A 17,137-nucleotide genomic window follows, 5' to 3' on the forward strand; every position below is an offset into this window, starting at 1 on the left:
CACGATCACCCCGGCACCTCAACACCGAAGGACTGCAAGCGATCCTTGGATAGCTCCGCCCAGACCTGTGCGATGCTCGCCGCCGTCCAGCCGCCAGAGCGGGTCACCGCGCTCAGCTCTCGCGGGTGGGACCAAATCGACAGGCGGTCGCCGCCGATCCCCAAGCACTGCCCGGTGATGTCGCGCCCAACCGGCGACGCCAGGAAGCTTACCAGCGGGGCGATATCCTCGGGCGTCCCGATGCCCTGCTCGGCGCGCAGATGATCCGGCAAGGCCTCTCCACGGTTCAGCGCCTCAACATAGCCGGCCAGCGACGGCATGGTTTCGGTCATTCGGGTCAGCGCTGTCGGGATGATCGCGTTGACCGCGACGCGGGCGCGCTGCAACTCGACCGCCCAGGTGCGCGCCATGCCGACGATCCCGGCCTTGGCGGCCGAATAGGCGGACTGGCCGAAGTTCCCCAGTTGCCCGGCAGGCGAGCCGACAACGATGATCGCGCCCCCGCCGCCGGTCTGACGGAAGTGCCGGGCCGCGGCGCGTCCGCATTGGAAGCTTCCGCGGAGGTGGGTCCGCAACACCAGATCAAAAGCCTCGTCCTCGGTCTTCCACAACACGCTGTCACGCAGCACGCCGGCATTGGCGCAAAGAATGTCGAACCGACCGAAAGCCGCCAGCGCGGTCTCGATGCAGGTCTCGGCGGTGCCCTCGGCCCCGATCTCGGCGGCAACCGCCACGGCCTGACCGCCCCCGGACAGGATCTCGTCCCGGACCGCCTCCGCCGGAGCGGCGTCGAGGTCATTGACCACCACCGCGGCGCCGGCCCGGGCCAGGTCCAGCGCGATGGCCCGGCCGATGCCGCGACCCGCCCCGGTCACCAGGGCCACCTGCCCCGCCAGATCCACCGTATCCCCGACCATCTCAATACCCCCTGTAGCGCGGTGCGCGTTTTTCCATGAAGGCGCGCGGTCCTTCGCGGGCGTCCTCGGTCTCCATCACGATGGCCTTGGCCCGGTCCTCCAGCGCATAGCCCTCATCCAGGGGGCGCCCCATGGCCTCGGTCACGGTCTTCTTGATCTGCTGCACAGAGACCGGCGCGCTGGCCGCGATCCGGTCCGCCATCTCGCGCGCGGCCTGCATCAGCGCCTCGGGCGGAACGATGCGATTGATCAGCCCGTGCCGCAGGGCGGTTTCCGCATCCATTGGCACATTGGCGACCATCATTTCCATCGCCGCCGCATAGGGGATCTGGCGTGGCAACCGGGCCAGCGCCCCGGCAAAGGGGATGACACCGCGCGCCGCCTCCGGCAGGGCGAAGCGGGCAGCGGGCACCGCCAGGCGGATATCCGTAGCCAGCAGGATCTCCATGCCCCCCGCCATGCAGGGGCCATTCACCGCCGCTACAATCGGCTTCGTCATCTCGAAACCGCGCAGCGCGGTCCGCGCATGGACCGTCTCATCGGTGAGGAAGCGGCGGTCCCACTCCGTCTCGGGCGCCCGCGCCCCCGACAGCAGCGGCAGCGACAGCGCCAGGTCGCCGCCCGAGCAGAAGGCCTTGTCGCCCGCGCCGGTCAGGATGACGACGCGGATCTCGTCATCCTCGGCGACCTCGCCCATGGCGTCGGCCAGGCGGCAGGCGACCTCGGGGCTGATGGCATTGCGCCGCTCGGGACGGTTGAAGGTCAGCGTGGCGACATGGCCGTCGCGCTCATAAAGAAAAGGCAGTGTCATCGGCGCACCGGGGTCAGCGCGCCCGAGGCGACCAGGCGCGCGGCCTCTTCGCGCAGGGCGAATTTCTGCACCTTGCCGTTGGCGGTCAGCGGTAGGGTATCCATTGCCTGGATGTACTTCGGCATCTTGTGGCGCGCCATATGGCTTCGGCAAAACGCCTGCAAGGCCTGCGCATCCAATTCAGCCCCCGGAGCAGGCATGACGAAGGCACAGATTTCCTCGCCCAGATCCGCGTCGGGCACGCCGACCACCTGGGCCTGGCTTACGGTTTCATGGTCCAAGAGACACTCCTCGATTTCGACCGGATAGACGTTCTCGCCGCCCCGGATGATCATGTCCTTCAGGCGACCGACGATCTTCAGGTGCCCGGTGGGCGCCAGCTCGGCAAGATCGCCCGAATGCAGCCAGCCCTCGGCGTCAATCGTCTCGGCGGTCTTCTCGGGCATGTCGAAGTACCCCGCCATGGTGTTGTAGCCGCGAATGCAGAGTTCCCCGCTTTGGCCCCAGGCGCAGACCTCGCCGGTTTCCGGGTGGATGATACGGATCTCGGTGCGCGGCAGGGGCGTGCCGGCGGTCGCAAGCTGTTCCTCGAAACTGTCATCGGGGCTGGTCAGGGTGATGACCGGGCTGCATTCGGTCATCCCCATCAGGATCAGGGGATCGCCGCCCGTCTGCTCTTTCATGCGCCGCATCAGACTGGGCGGGATATTGGTGCCGCCGGTGAAGGCCTTGCGCAGGGTGCGGATGCGATAACGGGCGAGGTCGGGATGTTCCAGCATCCGGGTCATCATCGTAGGCACGGCGTTTATCACCGTCGGCGCATGGGCATCCCAAAGCTCCAGCATCCGCCCCGCCTCGAAGCTGTCCATGGTCACCAGGTGGCCACCCGCGACCAGCATGGTCATCACGTTGCACACGCAGCCCGCAGTATGGAACAGCGGCATGGGCGAGAGGAGGACATCTGCCGGGCCGAAGCCGCCGCGATCGGCGACCAGCCGGGCATTGTTGACGGTGGATCGGTGGGTCAGCATCGCGCCCTTCGGCTTGCCGGTGGTGCCGGATGTGTACTGGATCTGGCAGACGTCACGGCTCTGCACCTCCGCCTGGCGGGCCGACAGATCGGCGGGCGTCACCGCTCCGCCGCCAGAGCGCATCCGATCAAAGGACATGGCAAAGCCGGGGGCCGCGCCAAGGCCGATCAGCAGCTCCAGTGCGGGCAGCGCCGCGCCCTCCTGCCTATGGCCATCGTCAAGCGCCGCAAGGTCGGGCATCAGCTCCAGCAGCGACGCCGCAATATCGTTCGACCGGTGGGAGGGCGCAAAGATCAGCGCCCTGGCGCGGCTCTGGCCCAGCACATAGGCCAGTTCATCGCGCAGCAGCGCCGGGTTCACGGTGACCAGCACCGCCCCCACCTTGGCCAGGGCATATTCCAGCAAGATCCACTCGGCACAGTTCTGCGCCATGACCGCCACATGATCGCCGCGGGCGATTCCCTGGGCCATCAGGCCGCGCGCCACCTCGTCGACAGCCTCGCGCAGCTGCGCATAGGTCCATGTGGCGCCGCCAGCCCCGGCCTCCTCGTCGATGGTCACTGCCGGACGTGCGCCAAAGGTCGCCGCCTGACAGTCCAGCATGTCCCCCAGGGTCACGTCCAGAATCTCCGGCCCGCTGTCATCGGGGCGCCACCAGGCGTAGCTTTGCATCTCGGTCGTCATTGTCTGTCTCCTCCTCCGCGCCCCGCCTCCCCCAGCGGTCAGGTCGCTGGACAGGTCGCAAAAGGGATGCTATCGAATAGTTCGACATCAATCAATCTGACATCGAACAATCAAGCAGACCATGAGCGACAACCTCGACACCCGGGCCGCAGGCCCTGCCACGGAAGGCCCTGACGGGCTGCTGCCCCTGGGGGAGGACCTTCAGCATTCTCTCAACTTCCAGATCCGCATGGCGCAGATCCTGTCCTATCGGCAGTTCGAGAAGAAACAGCCGGGCTACGGGGGCGCCGCGCGGTTCCTTGGCCTGCTGTCGATCATCAAGAACAACCCCGGAGCCCCGCAGCACCGCCTGGCAGAGGCCGTGGGCCTGCAACGGTCCAGCCTGGTGCCGATTCTCGACCGCATGGAAAACGAGGGGATCGTGGAACGCCGCGACGTCGAGGGGGACCGCCGCGCCAAGGCCGTCTTCCTGACGGAAAAGGGCGGCCAGGTCGTCGCCGAGCTTAACGACTCTGCGATGCAGATGGAACGCTACATGACCGCAGGGCTCAGCCCCGAGCAGATCCGGATCATGATCGAGGGGCTGGCCCAGATCGTGGAGAACCTGCGCAAGCTCTGACGAAAGATACCGATCCGCGTGGAGGAGACGCGGGCCGGATGACAGGTGCCGCCCCGACGCGGCGCATACTTTAGGGAGGACTACATGAAGAAGACTTTGCTCGCCGCGGTCGCGACCACGGCCCTGACCGCCCCGCTCGGCGCCTCGGCGCAGGAGGTCTCGCTGGCCTTCTCGCACTGGCTGCCGCCGGTGCACTCGCTGCAATCGACCGGGTTCGAGCCCTGGATCGAGTCGATTTCCGAGGCCTCGGAAGGCCGGATCGGCATCGACATCTACCCCGCGCAACAGCTGGGCGCCGCGCCCGACCACTACGATATGGCGCGCGACGGGATCGCCGATATCACCTTCATCAACCCCGGTTACCAGGCGGGCCGCTTCCCCGTCATCGCGGCGGCGGAACTGCCCTTCCTGGTGTCCAACGCGACCACGGCCAGCAAGGCGTTGCACGAATGGTACATGGACTATGCCGAGCAGGAGATGCCCGACGTGAAGGTCTGCCTGGTGCACCTGCACGACCCGGGGATGCTGCACGGCACCGCCGGCCCGCTGGTGGCACCGTCGGACCTTGAGGGCAAGAACGTGCGCCCACCCCAGGCCACCATCGCCAAGATGATCGCGACCGCCGGCGGTAGCACCGTGCAGGTCCCGGTGCCCGAGATGCGTGAAATCCTGTCCTCCGGTGCCGTCGACATCACCGCGTCGCCCTGGAACTCGCTGATCCTGTTTGGCGTGGACGACGTGGTTACCCATCACCTTGACGTGCCGCTTTACTCGGTGGCCTTCGTCTATGCGATCAACAAGGGCGTCTACCAGGGGCTGTCGGATGAGAACCGCGCGGTGATCGACGACCATTGCACCCCCGAGTGGTCGCAGAAGATCGCCACCGGCTGGGCCGAGGTCGAGGCAGGCAGCCGGGCCGATTTCGAAGGGCGCGAGGGCCATACCTTCTACACGCCTGACGACGCGCAGATGGCCGACTGGATGGCGCTGTCCGGCACGATCCGGGCCGCCTGGACCGAGGATGCCACAGCCGCCGGGCTGGAAGATCCGCAGGCCGCCCTGCAAGAGCTGGTGGATGGCCTGACCGAGGTCGGCGGCGCCTTCGGACAGTGACCCCCTGCCCCGGCTCGCCCTGTGGCGGGTCGGGGCCCTTCCCCTTCCTCTCGACGAACCGGAGGTCGCCTTGCGCGCCATCAATCTGTTCATTCGCGGGATCGAGGTCGTGGCGGCCCTCCTGCTGGGGGCGGTCATGCTGCTGGTCGTCGCCTCGACCCTCAGTCGCTATGCCTTCTCGGCGCCCATCCCCGACAGTTTCGACATCGCCCGCCTGCTGGTCGGCGCCTGCCTTTTCTGGGGCTTCGCCGTGGTCGGCTTTCGCGGCGGCCACATCCAGGTGGACCTGCTGGTCGATGCCACCGGCCCGCGCCTGCGCCGGATGATCAACAGCTTCGCCTGGGCCGTGCTGCTGCTCTTCGCCGGGCTGCTGGTCTGGAAGGTCTACGGGTCCACCTTGTCGGCGATGCGGTCGAACCAGCTAACCTATGACCTGCGGCTGCCCGTCTGGCCCTTCTATGGGCTGATCTGGCTGGGCATGTTGGCAAGCCTCTTCACCATCGCGATCAAGCTCTGGCGGATTGTCAGCGGACGCGATCACCTGACCTCTGCCGACGCGCAGGAGATCGAGGACGTGGCCAATGACTCTCGCTGACCTGACCGCCATCGGCGGCTTTGTCGCCCTCTTCGCCCTGCTGCTGGTCCGCGTGCCCATCGGTGTTGCCCTGGGCCTTGTGGGGCTCGGTGGCTTCGCGATGATCCGCGGACTCGGGCCCGCGCTGAACCTTCTGGCCAGCGCGCCCGTCCGCACCGTGACCGACTTCAACCTGACCCTGGTGCCCTTCTTCATCCTGATGGGGATCCTGGCCACCAACTCAGGGATGAGCCGCGAGATGTTCCGCGCCGCCAACGCCTGGTTCGGCCAGTTCCGGGGCGGCCTGGCGCTTTCGACCGTGGCGGCCTGCGGCGGCTTCTCGGCGATTTGCGGCAGCTCGGTCGCCACGGCGGCGACAATGACCAAGGTCGCCCTGCCCGAGATGCGTCGTCATGGCTACCGCGAGGACGTGGCCACAGGCGTGATCGCCGCCGGCGGCACGCTCGGCTCTATGATCCCGCCCTCGGTGATCCTGGTGATTTATGCCTACATCACCGAGAATGACGTGGGCCAGCTGTTCATCGCGGGCGTCATCCCGGGCCTGCTGGCGGTCCTGCTCTACATGGGCACGATCCTGACAATGCACCGCCGCGGCCTGCCCGCCGGCACCCCCTTCGACTGGCGCGAGGCGCTGGCCGCCCTGGCCCCGATCTGGGCGGTGACGCTACTTTTCATCGCCGTCATCGGTGTGATCTACACCGGCATCGCCACGCCGACCGAGGCCGCTGCCGTCGGCGCCTTCGTCACGCTCGCTATCGGCGTTGTCCGGGGCCGTCTCAGCTTCCGCACCATCCTCGACAGCCTGATCGAGGCGCTTCGCACCTCGGTCTCGGTCTACACCGTGCTAATCGGTGCCGTGCTCTTCGGCTATTTCCTGGCCATTACCCGCGCGCCGCAAAAGCTGACCGACTGGCTCGTGGGCCTCGATTTCTCGGCCTATGGCACCCTGGGGCTGATCCTGCTGGCCTTCATCCTGGCAGGCTGCATCCTGGACACCATGGCGATGATCCTGCTGCTGGTGCCCATCGTCTACCCGGTGGTGATCTCGCTCGGCTTCGATCCGATCTGGTTCGGGATCATCGTGGTCATGGTGGCGGAACTGGGGATGATCTCGCCCCCCGTCGGCATCAACGTCTTTGTCATCAATACGATTGCCCGGGACGTGAAGCTGACGACGATCTTCCGGGGCGTGATCCCCTTCATCTTCACCGACCTGTTGCGTCTGGTGCTGCTGATCGCCTTCCCAGCCCTGGTACTCTGGTTGCCCAGCACCATGTAACACCTGCCGACCGCGCTATCAGGTAGCGCGGTCGGCGCTACAGCCTGCCGTTAGCTGACGCACCCGCTCTCATCAGCTGTCGAGTGTCCAAGCTCATCGCTTCGGGTGGACTTTCTTCTCCAATCAGGCGCGCACGAATGGTCCCATTCGCCCACCGGTGAGGAGCATTTTGCCCTGATTTTCAGATACCCGCCGGGTGACGTTGGCGAGTGCCCACAGCCAGCCCATGGCGAAATCAACGCGAGGTGCGGCTAAGGTCGGCTTCGAGCCGTACTTACCACTCTTCTGCGACGCGACTAATGACCGGAACCGAGGTTTCTGAGACGTTCGGCGACTAGCTGGTGCGCAGCTTCCCCCGCCGCTTCAGCATAGGCTGGATCTCGATGCGTCAACATCGCAGAAAAAGCACCGTCCATAAGTAAAGCCGTATGTCTGGCGACAGCCCCAGCTTCTCCAATTCCAGCCTCTGCAAACTGGTCTGATAGCCATCTCTCGAATTTCTTCTTGTGGGCAGCGCCGACTGCCACGGCTGGATGCCCGGGCATATTTGCCAGCTCTGCCACCGTTCGCAGGAAGCCACAGCCCTTCCATTCAGGATGCCGGGCACTATCAGCAACTCGGTAGAAGATCGCAAAAGTCTTGTCCGCGACGGTCCCTTCAGCTTCTTCGAACCAGCGTTGAAACGCAGCCAGATTCGGTTGGTCGCGTGAGACAAGGTAGGCCTCGATCAGATCATCCTTGCTCTTGAAGTGATAGTAGAGCGTCCGCTTCGTAAGCCCTGCTTTCTCGGCAATGGCGTCAACGCTGACCGCTCGGATGCCTTCGCCATAAAAGAGCCTGTTGGCGGCATCGAGAAGCCTGTCACGAGTAGATTGTGGGGACTGCTTCGCCATGTATACTACCTAGTCAATGTACAACAAAATGCTATGCAAGCAGGCTCCTGTCAACAAAGCGGCGGAGTGCAAAAATGACAGAAACAGTTTTGATGAAAAGAGAAGGCCCGATTGCCGTTCTCATCCTCAACCGGCCCGAGAAACTCAACGCGCTGAACTACGCGACGAACGATCGGCTGATGGAACGCTTGGATGAAATCGAGGACGACAACAGCCTTCGAGCAGTCGTGCTGACAGGTGCGGGCGACCGTGCGTTCTCGGCCGGGGGCGACATCCATGAGTTCGCCCAGAGCGTGAAGGCCGGTCCAGACATCGCCGTCAAGGAGTTCGTGCGCAGAGGTCAGCGCATGACGCGGCGATTGGAATCTTTTACCAAACCCATCATCGCTGCAGTGAATGGCCTTGCCTTTGGTGGCGGATGTGAAATCACCGAGGCGGTTCATCTCGCCGTGGCGTCTAACATGGCGACCTTTTCGAAGCCCGAGATCAACATCGGCATCCCACCGACCTTCGGCGGCACCCAGCGTTTGCCGCGACTTGCGGGGCGCAAGCGCGCCTTGGAGCTCCTGTTGACAGGGGATGTGTTCAGTCCGGAACGCGCCTATGAACTGGGCCTCGTGAACAAAGTTGTCCCTCACGACGATCTCATGCCTGCTGCCTTCAACCTTGCAGAACGCATATTGCGGCATTCGCCGGTTGCAGCGGCGCGGATAATCACGGCAGTGACGCGGGGCTTGAATGCGACAATCACGGAAGGGCTTGAAATCGAGAGTGAGCAGTTCGGACGGATGGCAGCGACGCAGGATATCCACGAGGGATTGTCTGCCTGGATGGACCGGCGTAGGCCGTCCTACTCAGGTCTCTGACGGCATCACCTGCGATCAATTAGCTGTCGATCAGAAGCAGCGTCGATTTCGAAGCGGACATTGAGCCTCCTAATTCGAACGGCAGGAAATCCCACACAGCAGTCCTTGCTGCCAGGCGCAGCAAAGGTTCGATGGCAGCCCTTCCGGGGCATTCGCGCAAGGGGCGGTGACGGCAAAGCAGAATCTTTATCAATCGCCGTGGTCCGCGCTGGCATGATGCGCCGAAAGAGTATGGGCCCCACTTGGCCCCGTACAAGCGTTGGAAGCACTGGCGCAACAGCGCCATCTTCGCCTTGAAATCAGCTGCGCGCTGTTTGCGTGCCGACAACTTTGACCTGCGTCTCGGCGAAGATGAGCAGATTGCAGATCGTCGCTTATGCCAGTGTCAGAATTTCAGGGGGCCGCTCATGAACCAGGGGCCTGGCAAACGCGAGAGAGTTCGCGGCCCAGTCCACGCGGCTCAACAGTTCTCAACGACCAGCGCTGTCTTCACACGCACCAGAACAAAAGGGCCGAGCTTTCGCCCGGCCCTTCGCATCTGTCTTTTCTGCTGGCTTACCAGGTCATCCGGAATCCGAGCTCGCCATTGATGGCATGGCTGTCGCCGAAGTTGTCGAGGCCAGTGGCGGCGGTGACTTCACCGAAGACAGCGTATTTGCCGCCGGCCCAGTGGTATTTGCCGCCAAGACCGATTTCGCCGGTCCAGCCGTTTGTATCCGAGGCCAGCGTGGCCTGCGACGCGGTGACCGTGGTGCCATCGCCGAAGCCGCGATAGAGGTTCACGATGCCATAGGCATTGGTAGAGCTCTCAAGGGCGGTGTCCGCCTGCCGGACCGCATTGCGTTCCAGCATCAGGCCCAGACGCAAGTCGGACCGGGTGCCATCCCGCAGCGCCACGTCGATCCCGTTGGAATCGGTGAAGTCGTCGAAGGCAACCTTGGTGTATTGCAGCTGCGCCTGCGGGGTCAGGGCATAGCCCTGGCCAAGGTCGAAGCGGTGGCCGACTTCCAGCGACAGGCCGTGGCCCTTGCCCGAGTTCGATACGATCCCGTCTTCGGTGCCGATGGTGGCGTCATAGAAGGCCAGCTTGGCCTGCGCGTCCACATAGGTGCCGCTCAGCCCGTACCAGGTCAGAGTCCCGGCGAGGATCTTTGCATCGACGTCGATCGACCCGTCACCCGAGCTGGCGCTGGTCTTGGCCGAGCCGTTGGCGACCTCGACGTTCAGACCGGCCACGATGGCCATGTCTTCGCTGTCGAAAAGCAGGCGTTCGACACCGGCTTGCAACGCCCAGCGGTCAAGGTCGTAGGCGACGCCCGAGGTGGTGTCGCGCCCGTCCGAATGGGTGGTGCCCCCGGCGACCTGCGCCCAGACGTAGACCGGCGTCTCAAGTGTCAGCGCGCCCTCGCCGATACCATGCGTGCCACCGGTCCGGTTGCGCAGCGCATCCATGCGCAACATGCCACTCAGGATCTGCGAATAGGCTTCGTAGGCGGCGACGGATTCGGTGAACGCACCGGTCGAAGCCAGCATATAGTTTTCGCCCAGATGCTCGACGTCATAGTAAAACGCGCCCATCTCGAGCGGGCCGTCAGCCAGATAGAAGGCATCGTCCGCGCCCGAACCGTCGGCAACGGAAACCAGCGTCCAGGTGCTGTCCTCGGTGACGCCATCGGTGGCCCCCAGAACATCGAGCGTGATCGCGTTCGAGGTGGCGCCGAGCGAGCCAACCTCCAGCATGTCGGCCGCGCCGGTCTCGGCGTCGATCTCAAACGACAGCCTGCCCGAGCCGGAATAGGTGCCGTCGACCTCCAGCGTATCCCCGGCCGTGCCGGTGACCAGCGTGGTCTCACCGTCGTTGAGGTAGTCGCCGCTGATCGAGGCGCTGCCGGCCAGCGCCAGTTCGCTTGCCGCGTCGCTGGCGACATTGCCCAGCACCGACAGGCCATCACCGAAGGTCAGCTGCGAGTTCACCAGGTGAACACCGTTGCCCGCACCGTCCGAAAGGACTTCCAGTTCGTCCCCTTCGATCACCATCGTGGAGTTCTCGAAGGTAATGCTTTCCAGAAAGGCGAGGTATTCGGCCTGAGTGGTGACACCGACGATCCCGTCGAAGGTGAGCACATCGAAAAACTCCTCGCCGGATTCCTCCGCCACGACCTCGTCATCATTCCAAGAGTACAGGCCACCGGTCACGACCTGCGATCCGTCGTATTCGCCGGCGGTGATCAGGAAGCTATCGGAACCGGCGCCACCGGCCAGCACACCATGGGCCACGTTGGTGCCGAGGTTGCCCGAGAGCCAGCGAATGTCGTCGTCACCATCCGGGTCCGCCGCGTCCGTGTCGCCGCCACCGATGATCGCTTCGCCGATATCGGCGCCATCAAGGATGATCAGGTCAGACCCCGCATCGCCAAGGACCGACGCGCCGACGCTGCCCGAATAAAGATAGATCGTGTCGTCGCCGTCCGGGACACCCTCATTGTTCCAGCCACCTCGCAGGTATTCAAGCACATCGGCACCGTCCAGGGTGATCACGTCGGCGTCGCTATTCCCGCCGACATAGCCGATCGTGCCTCCGGTCAGAGTGATAGTGTCTGCACCAAGGCCGGACATCAAACTGCCCGTAACCACGCCGTCGGACATGACGATCGTATTCGACCCGGTGTTGCTCTTGGCGGCGGAATGACCAACGGCCAAGACTGTGCCACCCGAGATCTCAAGGTAATCGTCGCCCGCATCGAGGCGGATCCGGCCGGTCGAGCCGCCCGTGACGTAAATCTCGTCATTGCCGTCGCCTGCGAAAAGCTCGCCGACAATCTGACCGTCGTCGTTCACATAGATCGTGTCATTGCCGTCGCCCGTATCAAGGCCTTTGCCGTGGACGGCTGTGCCATAGCCGACGATACCGGTGCCATCGATCGTGATCGTGTCGGCGCCGTCGCCGAGCGTCACTTTGCCGGCGATCACATCGGTCACTGTCACGGTGTCACCGAAGGCCGTGGTCGAGAGCGCGGCTTCTGCCGGATCGTTCGCCGGGGTACAGGCAACAGTCTGGCTGGTGTCACCATTCACGGTGACGTCGCAGGCCGCAAAGGCGGCTGCGGGGGTGATCATGCAAAAGGCGGAAGTAAGGGCAATGGGCGAAACCGACGTAAGAACAGTCTTGCCCAGGGCCGGGATAAGGCGTTGGGTGTGCATATATTCTCCAAGTTACTGCCCACTTGGGGCTTTCAATCTGGCTGCTTCGAAACAGGGCGAAGCCCTGCTAGGGCACTCGTGACGCAGGGCTAATGGGCCCCGACTTTGGAAATCAGATCTTGCCGCTTTGGCGTTCGCCTTGCGGTCGGGCGTAAATTGCTGCCGCTTGAATTGGTCCTTTCACGTTGTCATTTCCCCTTTCAGCCTCATCGAGGCTGACGGGATCGGAGGGACCGAGTGCAGCGTCGGGGCTTGCCGCAGCCTCGGTTGACTCCTCTCTGGGTGGGAAAAAGATCGGCACATTCCAGAACCAGTGCTCTGGCCCTGGAAGATCACCAGACATAGTGACCTCACCAACCATTGCGCTTGAGCGATACAGCGCACCGGGCTCTGCTCGTTCCGTCATACCGCATCCCAAGAACAGCGATCGTCGTCTTGATTGAGCAGGCCACACTGCGGGCCACCCGAGTACAAGGCGGCGTAGGAATAGGACTGCAGCAGCAATCCGTTGGCGCTCATGATCTGCGGGAGCTCCGTAAAGATCGCGATGTACTCGACCTCATGCATGACGCAGGTTTGAATACTCGACGATTGCCGGGCGAGTTCCGAGGCGCTGAACTGTTCCAAAACTGTCAGACCATTTTCTCTCACCACTGAGAAAATCGTCTGCCCCGGAGAAACATGGACAACCTCTTGAGGCATTTGCGGCCCCAGGGCAAAGGGCCCGAAACGCAGCGGCCAAAAGGCGGCGCGCAAAGAATGGCCCTTCTCGGCGAAACGGATCGTGCGCGACAGGATGTCGACGATCTCGACGTTACGGTCGATCAAAGGGTCGAAGATCTGGTCACCGACCAGAAGCTCCTCAACGGGTGTGCTACGGCCATAGCCATCGCGCCGGATACGTGCTCCTTTTACCAACATTACGCAGCCCCCTGCGACGTGCGACCGCGCACGATGGAGGCGCGCAGCAAGGCAGCTTCGTAGCTTTTCAAGGTCGTGCGGGCAGTTGTCCTTGCGGCAGCCAGCGTTTCAGCACTCATCCCCGGGAACAGCTCCAGGATTTCCGCGCGTGTTTCTTCGCAAAGTGTGCCCAATCCCTCCTTGCCCGGATGGAAGCTTTCCGACCAGGCTTCTTCGGCGAGGATGATTTCATGATTGTCGAACAGGATATGCCAATATTCGACCGTGCCCCCTTCGACCTGGCGGATGTGCGCGCCATCAACTAGGTGTTTCGCGGCCACCAGAACTTCGCTGTGGCCCACGATCAGCTCCACTTCGGCGCCCTTGAGCAGCATCCGGTGGTTCGGAGACACTTTCAGATCGCGGGTGTTGCCCAACGTGCCTTCCGGGATCAGAACGGGCGCAACCTTGCCCGTCGCCGCGCGTTTGGTGGAACCGATCCAGCGCACCGGACGGAAGCCGTTGTCGCGCGTCAGGACCATATCGCCAGGAGAGAGGTCTTCGATCTGGACCAGCCCGGACTTCGTCGCGATCAGCGTACCCGAGACGAAGCAGATGACATTGGTGTTGTCCCAGGTCAGATCGGACGAGGCGACCGCTGAGCCGCCGTTCTCGATCCGCAGGCTGTTCCCCGCACCCCAGGCATGAATGTCGTTCAGGATGCCGTCGTCGTCCTGGTCGGCGCGCATCCATTGAAGCGGGTTCTGGATGACGTTTGGATCAATGTCGCCTGCCGCGACGGCAGCGTCATAGTTTTCCTGGTTATAGTGGGCAGACAAATCGGCGAAGTCGTTGTTGGATTGGTCGCCGTCGTCGATCGCCCCGGTATTCCCGATATTGAAGTCGGTGATGACGTCATTGCCGTTGGTCGCCGGGTCCAGGACGAAAATGTCGTCTCCGCTTCCGCCGAACATGATGTCATTCCCGGTGCCGCCATGGATCGTATCATCGCCCGCACCACCATATACGGTGTCATCACCGAGCCCGGCATCGACGCTATCATCGCCGCCATATGCTTCGATCAGGTCATCGTTCGAGCCTTCGACGCCACCGGCATCAACCCCTGCCGCGGTATTGTCATTGTTATCGACAAAATCCGCATCCGGGTCCCCGTTGTAAGCCGCATCGATAACGTCAGCGCTTTCGGTGCCTTCGACGATGCCGTCACGCGGGTCGATGGAAGACGGGTGTAACCGCCAAGATAATCCCCGCCCAGCAAGACGCTGGATTGAACCTCGATGGATTCAACGATTACGTCGGTATATTCCGAGGGAACGCGGACCAGATACCAAAGGTACTGTCCGTTTGCCAGTTCGAGGACCCGTGCATTCTCGGGGTAGCCATAGGCATCCCAATTGATCACGCTGCCATCAGAAAGCGTCAGCTCAACGTCTACCGCATAGATTTTGACGACCGTTGTTTCGACACCATCGACGACAACGGTTTCGTCGGAATCATGCCAATTGTCGTTGTCGTAATCGAGATCGAATGTTTTAAGGTCGGCGGTGGTAACATCATAAACCGTACCGCTTGTCAGATCGAGGGACGACGTCACGAAGGTGACTCCGCTGCCATCAAAACTGGGAACTCTGGTCAACGCCATCTTACATACTCATTCACTTACATAATCAGATTTGTATGCGCTTCGCGTGTAGTCGACCGCCCCAACTCTACTTTGAGTAGTGCGACAAGCCCTCGCATCACTGTTATTGTGGTGCCACCCGAACCGAAAATTTTGTTCCGAGCACTTGCCCACAAATCCCAGGCTTGCGGCTACTGATTAGGGGTTAAGGGACGAAATTTGGTACCAAGGGATAAAATCGAGCAGTCGGGGGGCTTGTCCGGGCCCTCTGGCCCTCAACGTGACGCAACCGCTGCGGTGAGGGCCTGCATGGAAGTCGCCCGCTGAGTTGAGCGCCCTGGGCGTTCCTGATCACGCATCCCTTTGGCGCAATGTCTGGGCCTCCGCCGGACTGACGCTATTTGGCGTCACTTCTGGCTTTTCGCTCACGTAGGTTTCGCCATCTTGCTTGTTTTTCTAAGGACACAACAAACTTTCGGTCGACTCACTAGAGCGTCACATGTGAGTTGTGAAAGATACCTGTGTGTGTAGTATTGACCCTCCGTCAAGCCAGTTCGAGTGAGCCAGATGAGTACAGTGAAGACGTCGCCTGTTCAGATAACCCTCAAATTCCTGAATGGAACGTCAGTTACTTTTGGCGCCGACAAATGCCTGAAACTACTGTCGCATCGCTTCACTCTCATATCTATGATCGCATATATTTTTTTGTTCAGCCTTCTTGCACCTTGGGACAATGGCGCCTCCCTGCCTTACATTCAGCAGTTCATTCTCCTCACCCTCGCGGTCGTGATTAGCTGGCTGGGGTATATGCTGTTTCTGAAGCTCCATGCGCACCTGATGCGACGCAAGGGCGCGGTCAACGTTTGGTCTGTTTTCGTTGTGATTGCCCTTGTCGTTTCCACAACGCCAGTCATGTTTTGGCTAACGCACCTTCTGGGAGGCGAGCCGCTCGCCCTAAAACCTCTCGCCTTTCAATTTATCTTCAACATCTTCATAAATGAAATGCTGATGACGGTTCTTGGCAATTTCGTCATTCCAAGCGCCCTTATGGATATGCAAAATACCCACAAGAATGCAAACGCGCACTCGCAGGCCCCGAAAGATGATCTGACATCATCCGAATCGGGCCCTAGATATGTCACTCTGGGAACGGAAACGCTGAACGCTGAAAGCGTTACAAAAATTGAGGCACAACAGAACTACGTCCTTATCAGCACGACCGATTCAGGAAATCGAATTGCGAGGATCAGCCTGACGGGTGCCACCGAAAAGATGCCCAAAGATCTGGGCTCGCGAATTCACCGAAGCTATTGGGTCGCCTACAGCCAGATCACCAAGGTCGATAAGGTTGCGAACGGATATCGAATAAGCCTGAGTGACGGAAGCACGCTGCCAGCGCCGCGCTCACGCTTTTTGGCGGAGGTAGACATGAGCAAGCTCACCGAGAACCTCCCAGCCGTCGACATTGCGTGAACGCTTGTTGGCAGGCCGAAGCGCGCAACGGTGCAGGCTGAAGGCCGCTCACTCCTCTTGCGCCGTGCCCCTTCTGTATCTCCAGTTCGCTATGAGAGCCCATGGGCTGCCGCATCCTCCTTGAGGTGGAAGAGCCCGACGGTTCTCGAACCTACCGACTGACCATCCTCGGTCAGGTCCTCGCACGTCAGAACCATGGCATGTCGCAAGACACCCCCTCTTTCAAACCGGCCTCCCCGGGCTTTGCCATCCAGGAATCTCTCGAGGACCGCGAGCCAGCGCCAAGTCTCGTTCCAAAGCGCCTGCGGCCGACCTCGAACTTCATCGACATCAGTGCGCTCGAAAGCCAGCGCAAGGCCGAGGCGCGCGCGGCCCTGGCGGCCAGGGCACGCGAACTGGGCTACTCGCTGGATGACATCGCTGCGGAGAGCGCAAGACGCCGCAGCAAGCTGCCTGGCAAGTACCGACATCCAGAAGACCCGACGCTCACCTGGTCCGGTAGGGGCCGCAAGCCCCAGTGGCTTCACTATGCGCTTTCCGCCGGTTTAGAACTGGAGGCGCTGTCGATCTGACCCCAGAACGCGAAGAGCCGAGGCATCCGCCCCGGCCCTATCGTCTCACCGTTTCGATCCAGATCCCCTCAGGCCGCCCGCTTAAGCGCCCACGAGATCAGGAAACACCGGGCTGCCGTCTTCAAGGAGAATGGCGCCACGCCAGAGCAACGCATGGCAATTCTCGGGCATGAGACGCAGAGCGAGGCGGCACGTTACAGCAAGAGCGCGGTGCTCAAAAAGATCGTATCGGGAACAGAAAGTCCCAACTCGACCGAAACCAAGTTCCAACTTCTGCAGTTTTACGAATGATAACAGTCGTTTGGCGATCTACTGGCGCACCCGATAGGATTCGAACCTATGGCCTCTGCCTTCGGAGGGCAGCGCTCTATCCAGCTGAGCTACGGGTGCCTGTCGCGGCTCTATAGCGGCTCGGGGCGCGGGTCGCAATGGGCCGTGGGCGCGCGGGCCCAACTTTTCGAAGGCGCTCTGCCCCGGCCCAGCCCGCATGGGGTGCGCGGGCGGGTGCGGGGCGGAAAATCCTACCCACTCAGGGCTCTGG

17 protein-coding genes, 1 tRNA gene and 1 pseudogene are annotated in these 17,137 nt (G+C 62.3%); 9 read left to right on the top strand and 10 right to left on the bottom strand.

All coding sequences use genetic code 11. The features are described from left to right. Positions 1–5: 5 nt before the first annotated feature. Genes ACRARE_RS09005 through ACRARE_RS09015 form a run of 3 tightly spaced genes read right to left on the bottom strand, consistent with a single transcriptional unit; the run spans position 6 to position 3,443 of the window. Positions 6–917 carry an SDR family NAD(P)-dependent oxidoreductase gene (locus tag ACRARE_RS09005; RefSeq protein WP_432656097.1) on the bottom strand — a complete coding sequence of 304 codons (912 nt, stop codon included), beginning with the start codon at positions 915–917 and terminating at the stop codon, positions 6–8. Position 918: 1 nt separating this feature from the next. After that, complete coding sequence (locus ACRARE_RS09010; protein ID WP_432656098.1) at positions 919–1,728, bottom strand: enoyl-CoA hydratase/isomerase family protein; 810 nt, start codon at positions 1,726–1,728, stop codon at positions 919–921. After that, positions 1,725–3,443 carry an AMP-binding protein gene (locus tag ACRARE_RS09015; RefSeq protein ID WP_432656099.1) on the bottom strand — a complete coding sequence of 573 codons (1,719 nt, stop codon included), beginning with the start codon at positions 3,441–3,443 and terminating at the stop codon, positions 1,725–1,727. The genes ACRARE_RS09010 and ACRARE_RS09015 overlap by 4 nt, the downstream gene beginning before the upstream one ends. Positions 3,444–3,564: 121 nt before the next feature. Between ACRARE_RS09015 and ACRARE_RS09020 the strand changes: the two genes are divergently transcribed. The 4 genes from ACRARE_RS09020 (at position 3,565) to ACRARE_RS09035 (ending at position 7,049) form a co-directional block, all read left to right on the top strand. Continuing rightward, entirely contained in the window at positions 3,565–4,062 is a 498-nt protein-coding gene (locus ACRARE_RS09020) for a MarR family winged helix-turn-helix transcriptional regulator (protein WP_432656100.1), read from the top strand. A gap of 84 nt (positions 4,063–4,146) precedes the next feature. After that, positions 4,147–5,175: a TRAP transporter substrate-binding protein gene (locus ACRARE_RS09025; protein ID WP_432656101.1), complete on the top strand. Its 1,029-nt coding sequence runs from the start codon at positions 4,147–4,149 to the stop codon at positions 5,173–5,175. A gap of 70 nt (positions 5,176–5,245) precedes the next feature. Further along, positions 5,246–5,770 carry a TRAP transporter small permease gene (locus tag ACRARE_RS09030; protein ID WP_432656102.1) on the top strand — a complete coding sequence of 175 codons (525 nt, stop codon included), beginning with the start codon at positions 5,246–5,248 and terminating at the stop codon, positions 5,768–5,770. Further along, on the top strand, positions 5,757–7,049 hold the full coding sequence (locus ACRARE_RS09035) for a TRAP transporter large permease (protein WP_432656103.1): 1,293 nt from the start codon (positions 5,757–5,759) through the stop codon (positions 7,047–7,049). The genes ACRARE_RS09030 and ACRARE_RS09035 overlap by 14 nt, the downstream gene beginning before the upstream one ends. A gap of 296 nt (positions 7,050–7,345) precedes the next feature. On the opposite strand, the gene ACRARE_RS09040 is transcribed toward ACRARE_RS09035, so the two are convergent. Continuing rightward, the gene (locus ACRARE_RS09040) at positions 7,346–7,942 is read right to left on the bottom strand and encodes a TetR/AcrR family transcriptional regulator (RefSeq protein WP_432656104.1); all 597 of its coding nucleotides are present in this window, start codon (positions 7,940–7,942) and stop codon (positions 7,346–7,348) included. A gap of 74 nt (positions 7,943–8,016) precedes the next feature. Between ACRARE_RS09040 and ACRARE_RS09045 the strand changes: the two genes are divergently transcribed. After that, the gene (locus ACRARE_RS09045; RefSeq protein ID WP_432656105.1) at positions 8,017–8,808 is read left to right on the top strand and encodes a crotonase/enoyl-CoA hydratase family protein; all 792 of its coding nucleotides are present in this window, start codon (positions 8,017–8,019) and stop codon (positions 8,806–8,808) included. A gap of 182 nt (positions 8,809–8,990) precedes the next feature. Beyond that, a pseudogene (locus ACRARE_RS09050) lies at positions 8,991–9,101 on the top strand (IS5/IS1182 family transposase); the annotation flags it as partial. A 262-nt stretch (positions 9,102–9,363) separates the two neighbouring features. Here ACRARE_RS09050 and ACRARE_RS09055 read toward each other — a convergent pair. The 5 genes from ACRARE_RS09055 to ACRARE_RS09075 all read right to left on the bottom strand — a co-directional run bounded on the left by ACRARE_RS09055 (position 9,364) and on the right by ACRARE_RS09075 (position 14,572). Then, a complete protein-coding gene (locus ACRARE_RS09055) occupies positions 9,364–12,009 on the bottom strand; it encodes an autotransporter family protein (protein ID WP_432656106.1) in 2,646 nt (881 codons plus the stop codon). A 112-nt stretch (positions 12,010–12,121) separates the two neighbouring features. Continuing rightward, the gene (locus ACRARE_RS09060) at positions 12,122–12,415 is read right to left on the bottom strand and encodes a hypothetical protein (protein ID WP_432656107.1); all 294 of its coding nucleotides are present in this window, start codon (positions 12,413–12,415) and stop codon (positions 12,122–12,124) included. Further along, positions 12,412–12,930 carry a Hint domain-containing protein gene (locus tag ACRARE_RS09065; protein WP_432656108.1) on the bottom strand — a complete coding sequence of 173 codons (519 nt, stop codon included), beginning with the start codon at positions 12,928–12,930 and terminating at the stop codon, positions 12,412–12,414. The genes ACRARE_RS09060 and ACRARE_RS09065 overlap by 4 nt, the downstream gene beginning before the upstream one ends. Further along, positions 12,930–14,099 (bottom strand): Hint domain-containing protein, encoded by a 1,170-nt coding sequence (locus ACRARE_RS09070; protein ID WP_432656247.1) that lies wholly within the window; start codon positions 14,097–14,099, stop codon positions 12,930–12,932. Before ACRARE_RS09070 ends, ACRARE_RS09065 begins: the two co-directional genes overlap by 1 nt. After that, positions 13,991–14,572 carry a hypothetical protein gene (locus tag ACRARE_RS09075; RefSeq protein WP_432656109.1) on the bottom strand — a complete coding sequence of 194 codons (582 nt, stop codon included), beginning with the start codon at positions 14,570–14,572 and terminating at the stop codon, positions 13,991–13,993. Before ACRARE_RS09075 ends, ACRARE_RS09070 begins: the two co-directional genes overlap by 109 nt. A gap of 546 nt (positions 14,573–15,118) precedes the next feature. Here ACRARE_RS09075 and ACRARE_RS09080 point away from each other — a divergent pair. From ACRARE_RS09080 to ACRARE_RS09090, 3 genes are all read left to right on the top strand, one after another. Beyond that, a complete protein-coding gene (locus ACRARE_RS09080; RefSeq protein WP_432656110.1) occupies positions 15,119–16,024 on the top strand; it encodes a LytTR family DNA-binding domain-containing protein in 906 nt (301 codons plus the stop codon). 101 nt (positions 16,025–16,125) lie between these two features. Beyond that, complete coding sequence (locus ACRARE_RS09085) at positions 16,126–16,596, top strand: H-NS histone family protein (RefSeq protein WP_432656111.1); 471 nt, start codon at positions 16,126–16,128, stop codon at positions 16,594–16,596. A 153-nt stretch (positions 16,597–16,749) separates the two neighbouring features. After that, on the top strand, positions 16,750–16,887 hold the full coding sequence (locus ACRARE_RS09090; protein ID WP_432656112.1) for a hypothetical protein: 138 nt from the start codon (positions 16,750–16,752) through the stop codon (positions 16,885–16,887). Positions 16,888–16,909: 22 nt separating this feature from the next. On the opposite strand, the gene ACRARE_RS09095 is transcribed toward ACRARE_RS09090, so the two are convergent. Continuing rightward, positions 16,910–16,986, bottom strand: a tRNA-Arg gene (locus tag ACRARE_RS09095). Between the last annotated feature and the right edge of the window lie 151 nt (positions 16,987–17,137).

This window comes from Pseudooceanicola aquaeponti (assembly GCF_050897975.1).
Lineage (GTDB): Bacteria > Pseudomonadota > Alphaproteobacteria > Rhodobacterales > Rhodobacteraceae > Pseudooceanicola.

What these genes read in the sequence shown, in the direction of transcription:
- ACRARE_RS09005 (WP_432656097.1), bottom strand. Translation starts at nt 917, where the DNA reads ATGGTCGGGGATACGGTGGATCTGGCGGGGCAGGTGGCCCTGGTGACC.
- ACRARE_RS09010 (WP_432656098.1), bottom strand. Translation starts at nt 1,728, where the DNA reads ATGACACTGCCTTTTCTTTATGAGCGCGACGGCCATGTCGCCACGCTG.
- ACRARE_RS09015 (WP_432656099.1), bottom strand. Translation starts at nt 3,443, where the DNA reads ATGACGACCGAGATGCAAAGCTACGCCTGGTGGCGCCCCGATGACAGC.
- ACRARE_RS09020 (WP_432656100.1), top strand. Translation starts at nt 3,565, where the DNA reads ATGAGCGACAACCTCGACACCCGGGCCGCAGGCCCTGCCACGGAAGGC.
- ACRARE_RS09025 (WP_432656101.1), top strand. Translation starts at nt 4,147, where the DNA reads ATGAAGAAGACTTTGCTCGCCGCGGTCGCGACCACGGCCCTGACCGCC.
- ACRARE_RS09035 (WP_432656103.1), top strand. Translation starts at nt 5,757, where the DNA reads ATGACTCTCGCTGACCTGACCGCCATCGGCGGCTTTGTCGCCCTCTTC.
- ACRARE_RS09040 (WP_432656104.1), bottom strand. Translation starts at nt 7,942, where the DNA reads ATGGCGAAGCAGTCCCCACAATCTACTCGTGACAGGCTTCTCGATGCC.
- ACRARE_RS09045 (WP_432656105.1), top strand. Translation starts at nt 8,017, where the DNA reads ATGACAGAAACAGTTTTGATGAAAAGAGAAGGCCCGATTGCCGTTCTC.
- ACRARE_RS09055 (WP_432656106.1), bottom strand. Translation starts at nt 12,009, where the DNA reads ATGCACACCCAACGCCTTATCCCGGCCCTGGGCAAGACTGTTCTTACG.
- ACRARE_RS09060 (WP_432656107.1), bottom strand. Translation starts at nt 12,415, where the DNA reads ATGACGGAACGAGCAGAGCCCGGTGCGCTGTATCGCTCAAGCGCAATG.
- ACRARE_RS09065 (WP_432656108.1), bottom strand. Translation starts at nt 12,930, where the DNA reads ATGTTGGTAAAAGGAGCACGTATCCGGCGCGATGGCTATGGCCGTAGC.
- ACRARE_RS09075 (WP_432656109.1), bottom strand. Translation starts at nt 14,572, where the DNA reads ATGGCGTTGACCAGAGTTCCCAGTTTTGATGGCAGCGGAGTCACCTTC.
- ACRARE_RS09080 (WP_432656110.1), top strand. Translation starts at nt 15,119, where the DNA reads ATGAGTACAGTGAAGACGTCGCCTGTTCAGATAACCCTCAAATTCCTG.
- ACRARE_RS09085 (WP_432656111.1), top strand. Translation starts at nt 16,126, where the DNA reads ATGGGCTGCCGCATCCTCCTTGAGGTGGAAGAGCCCGACGGTTCTCGA.
- ACRARE_RS09090 (WP_432656112.1), top strand. Translation starts at nt 16,750, where the DNA reads ATGGCAATTCTCGGGCATGAGACGCAGAGCGAGGCGGCACGTTACAGC.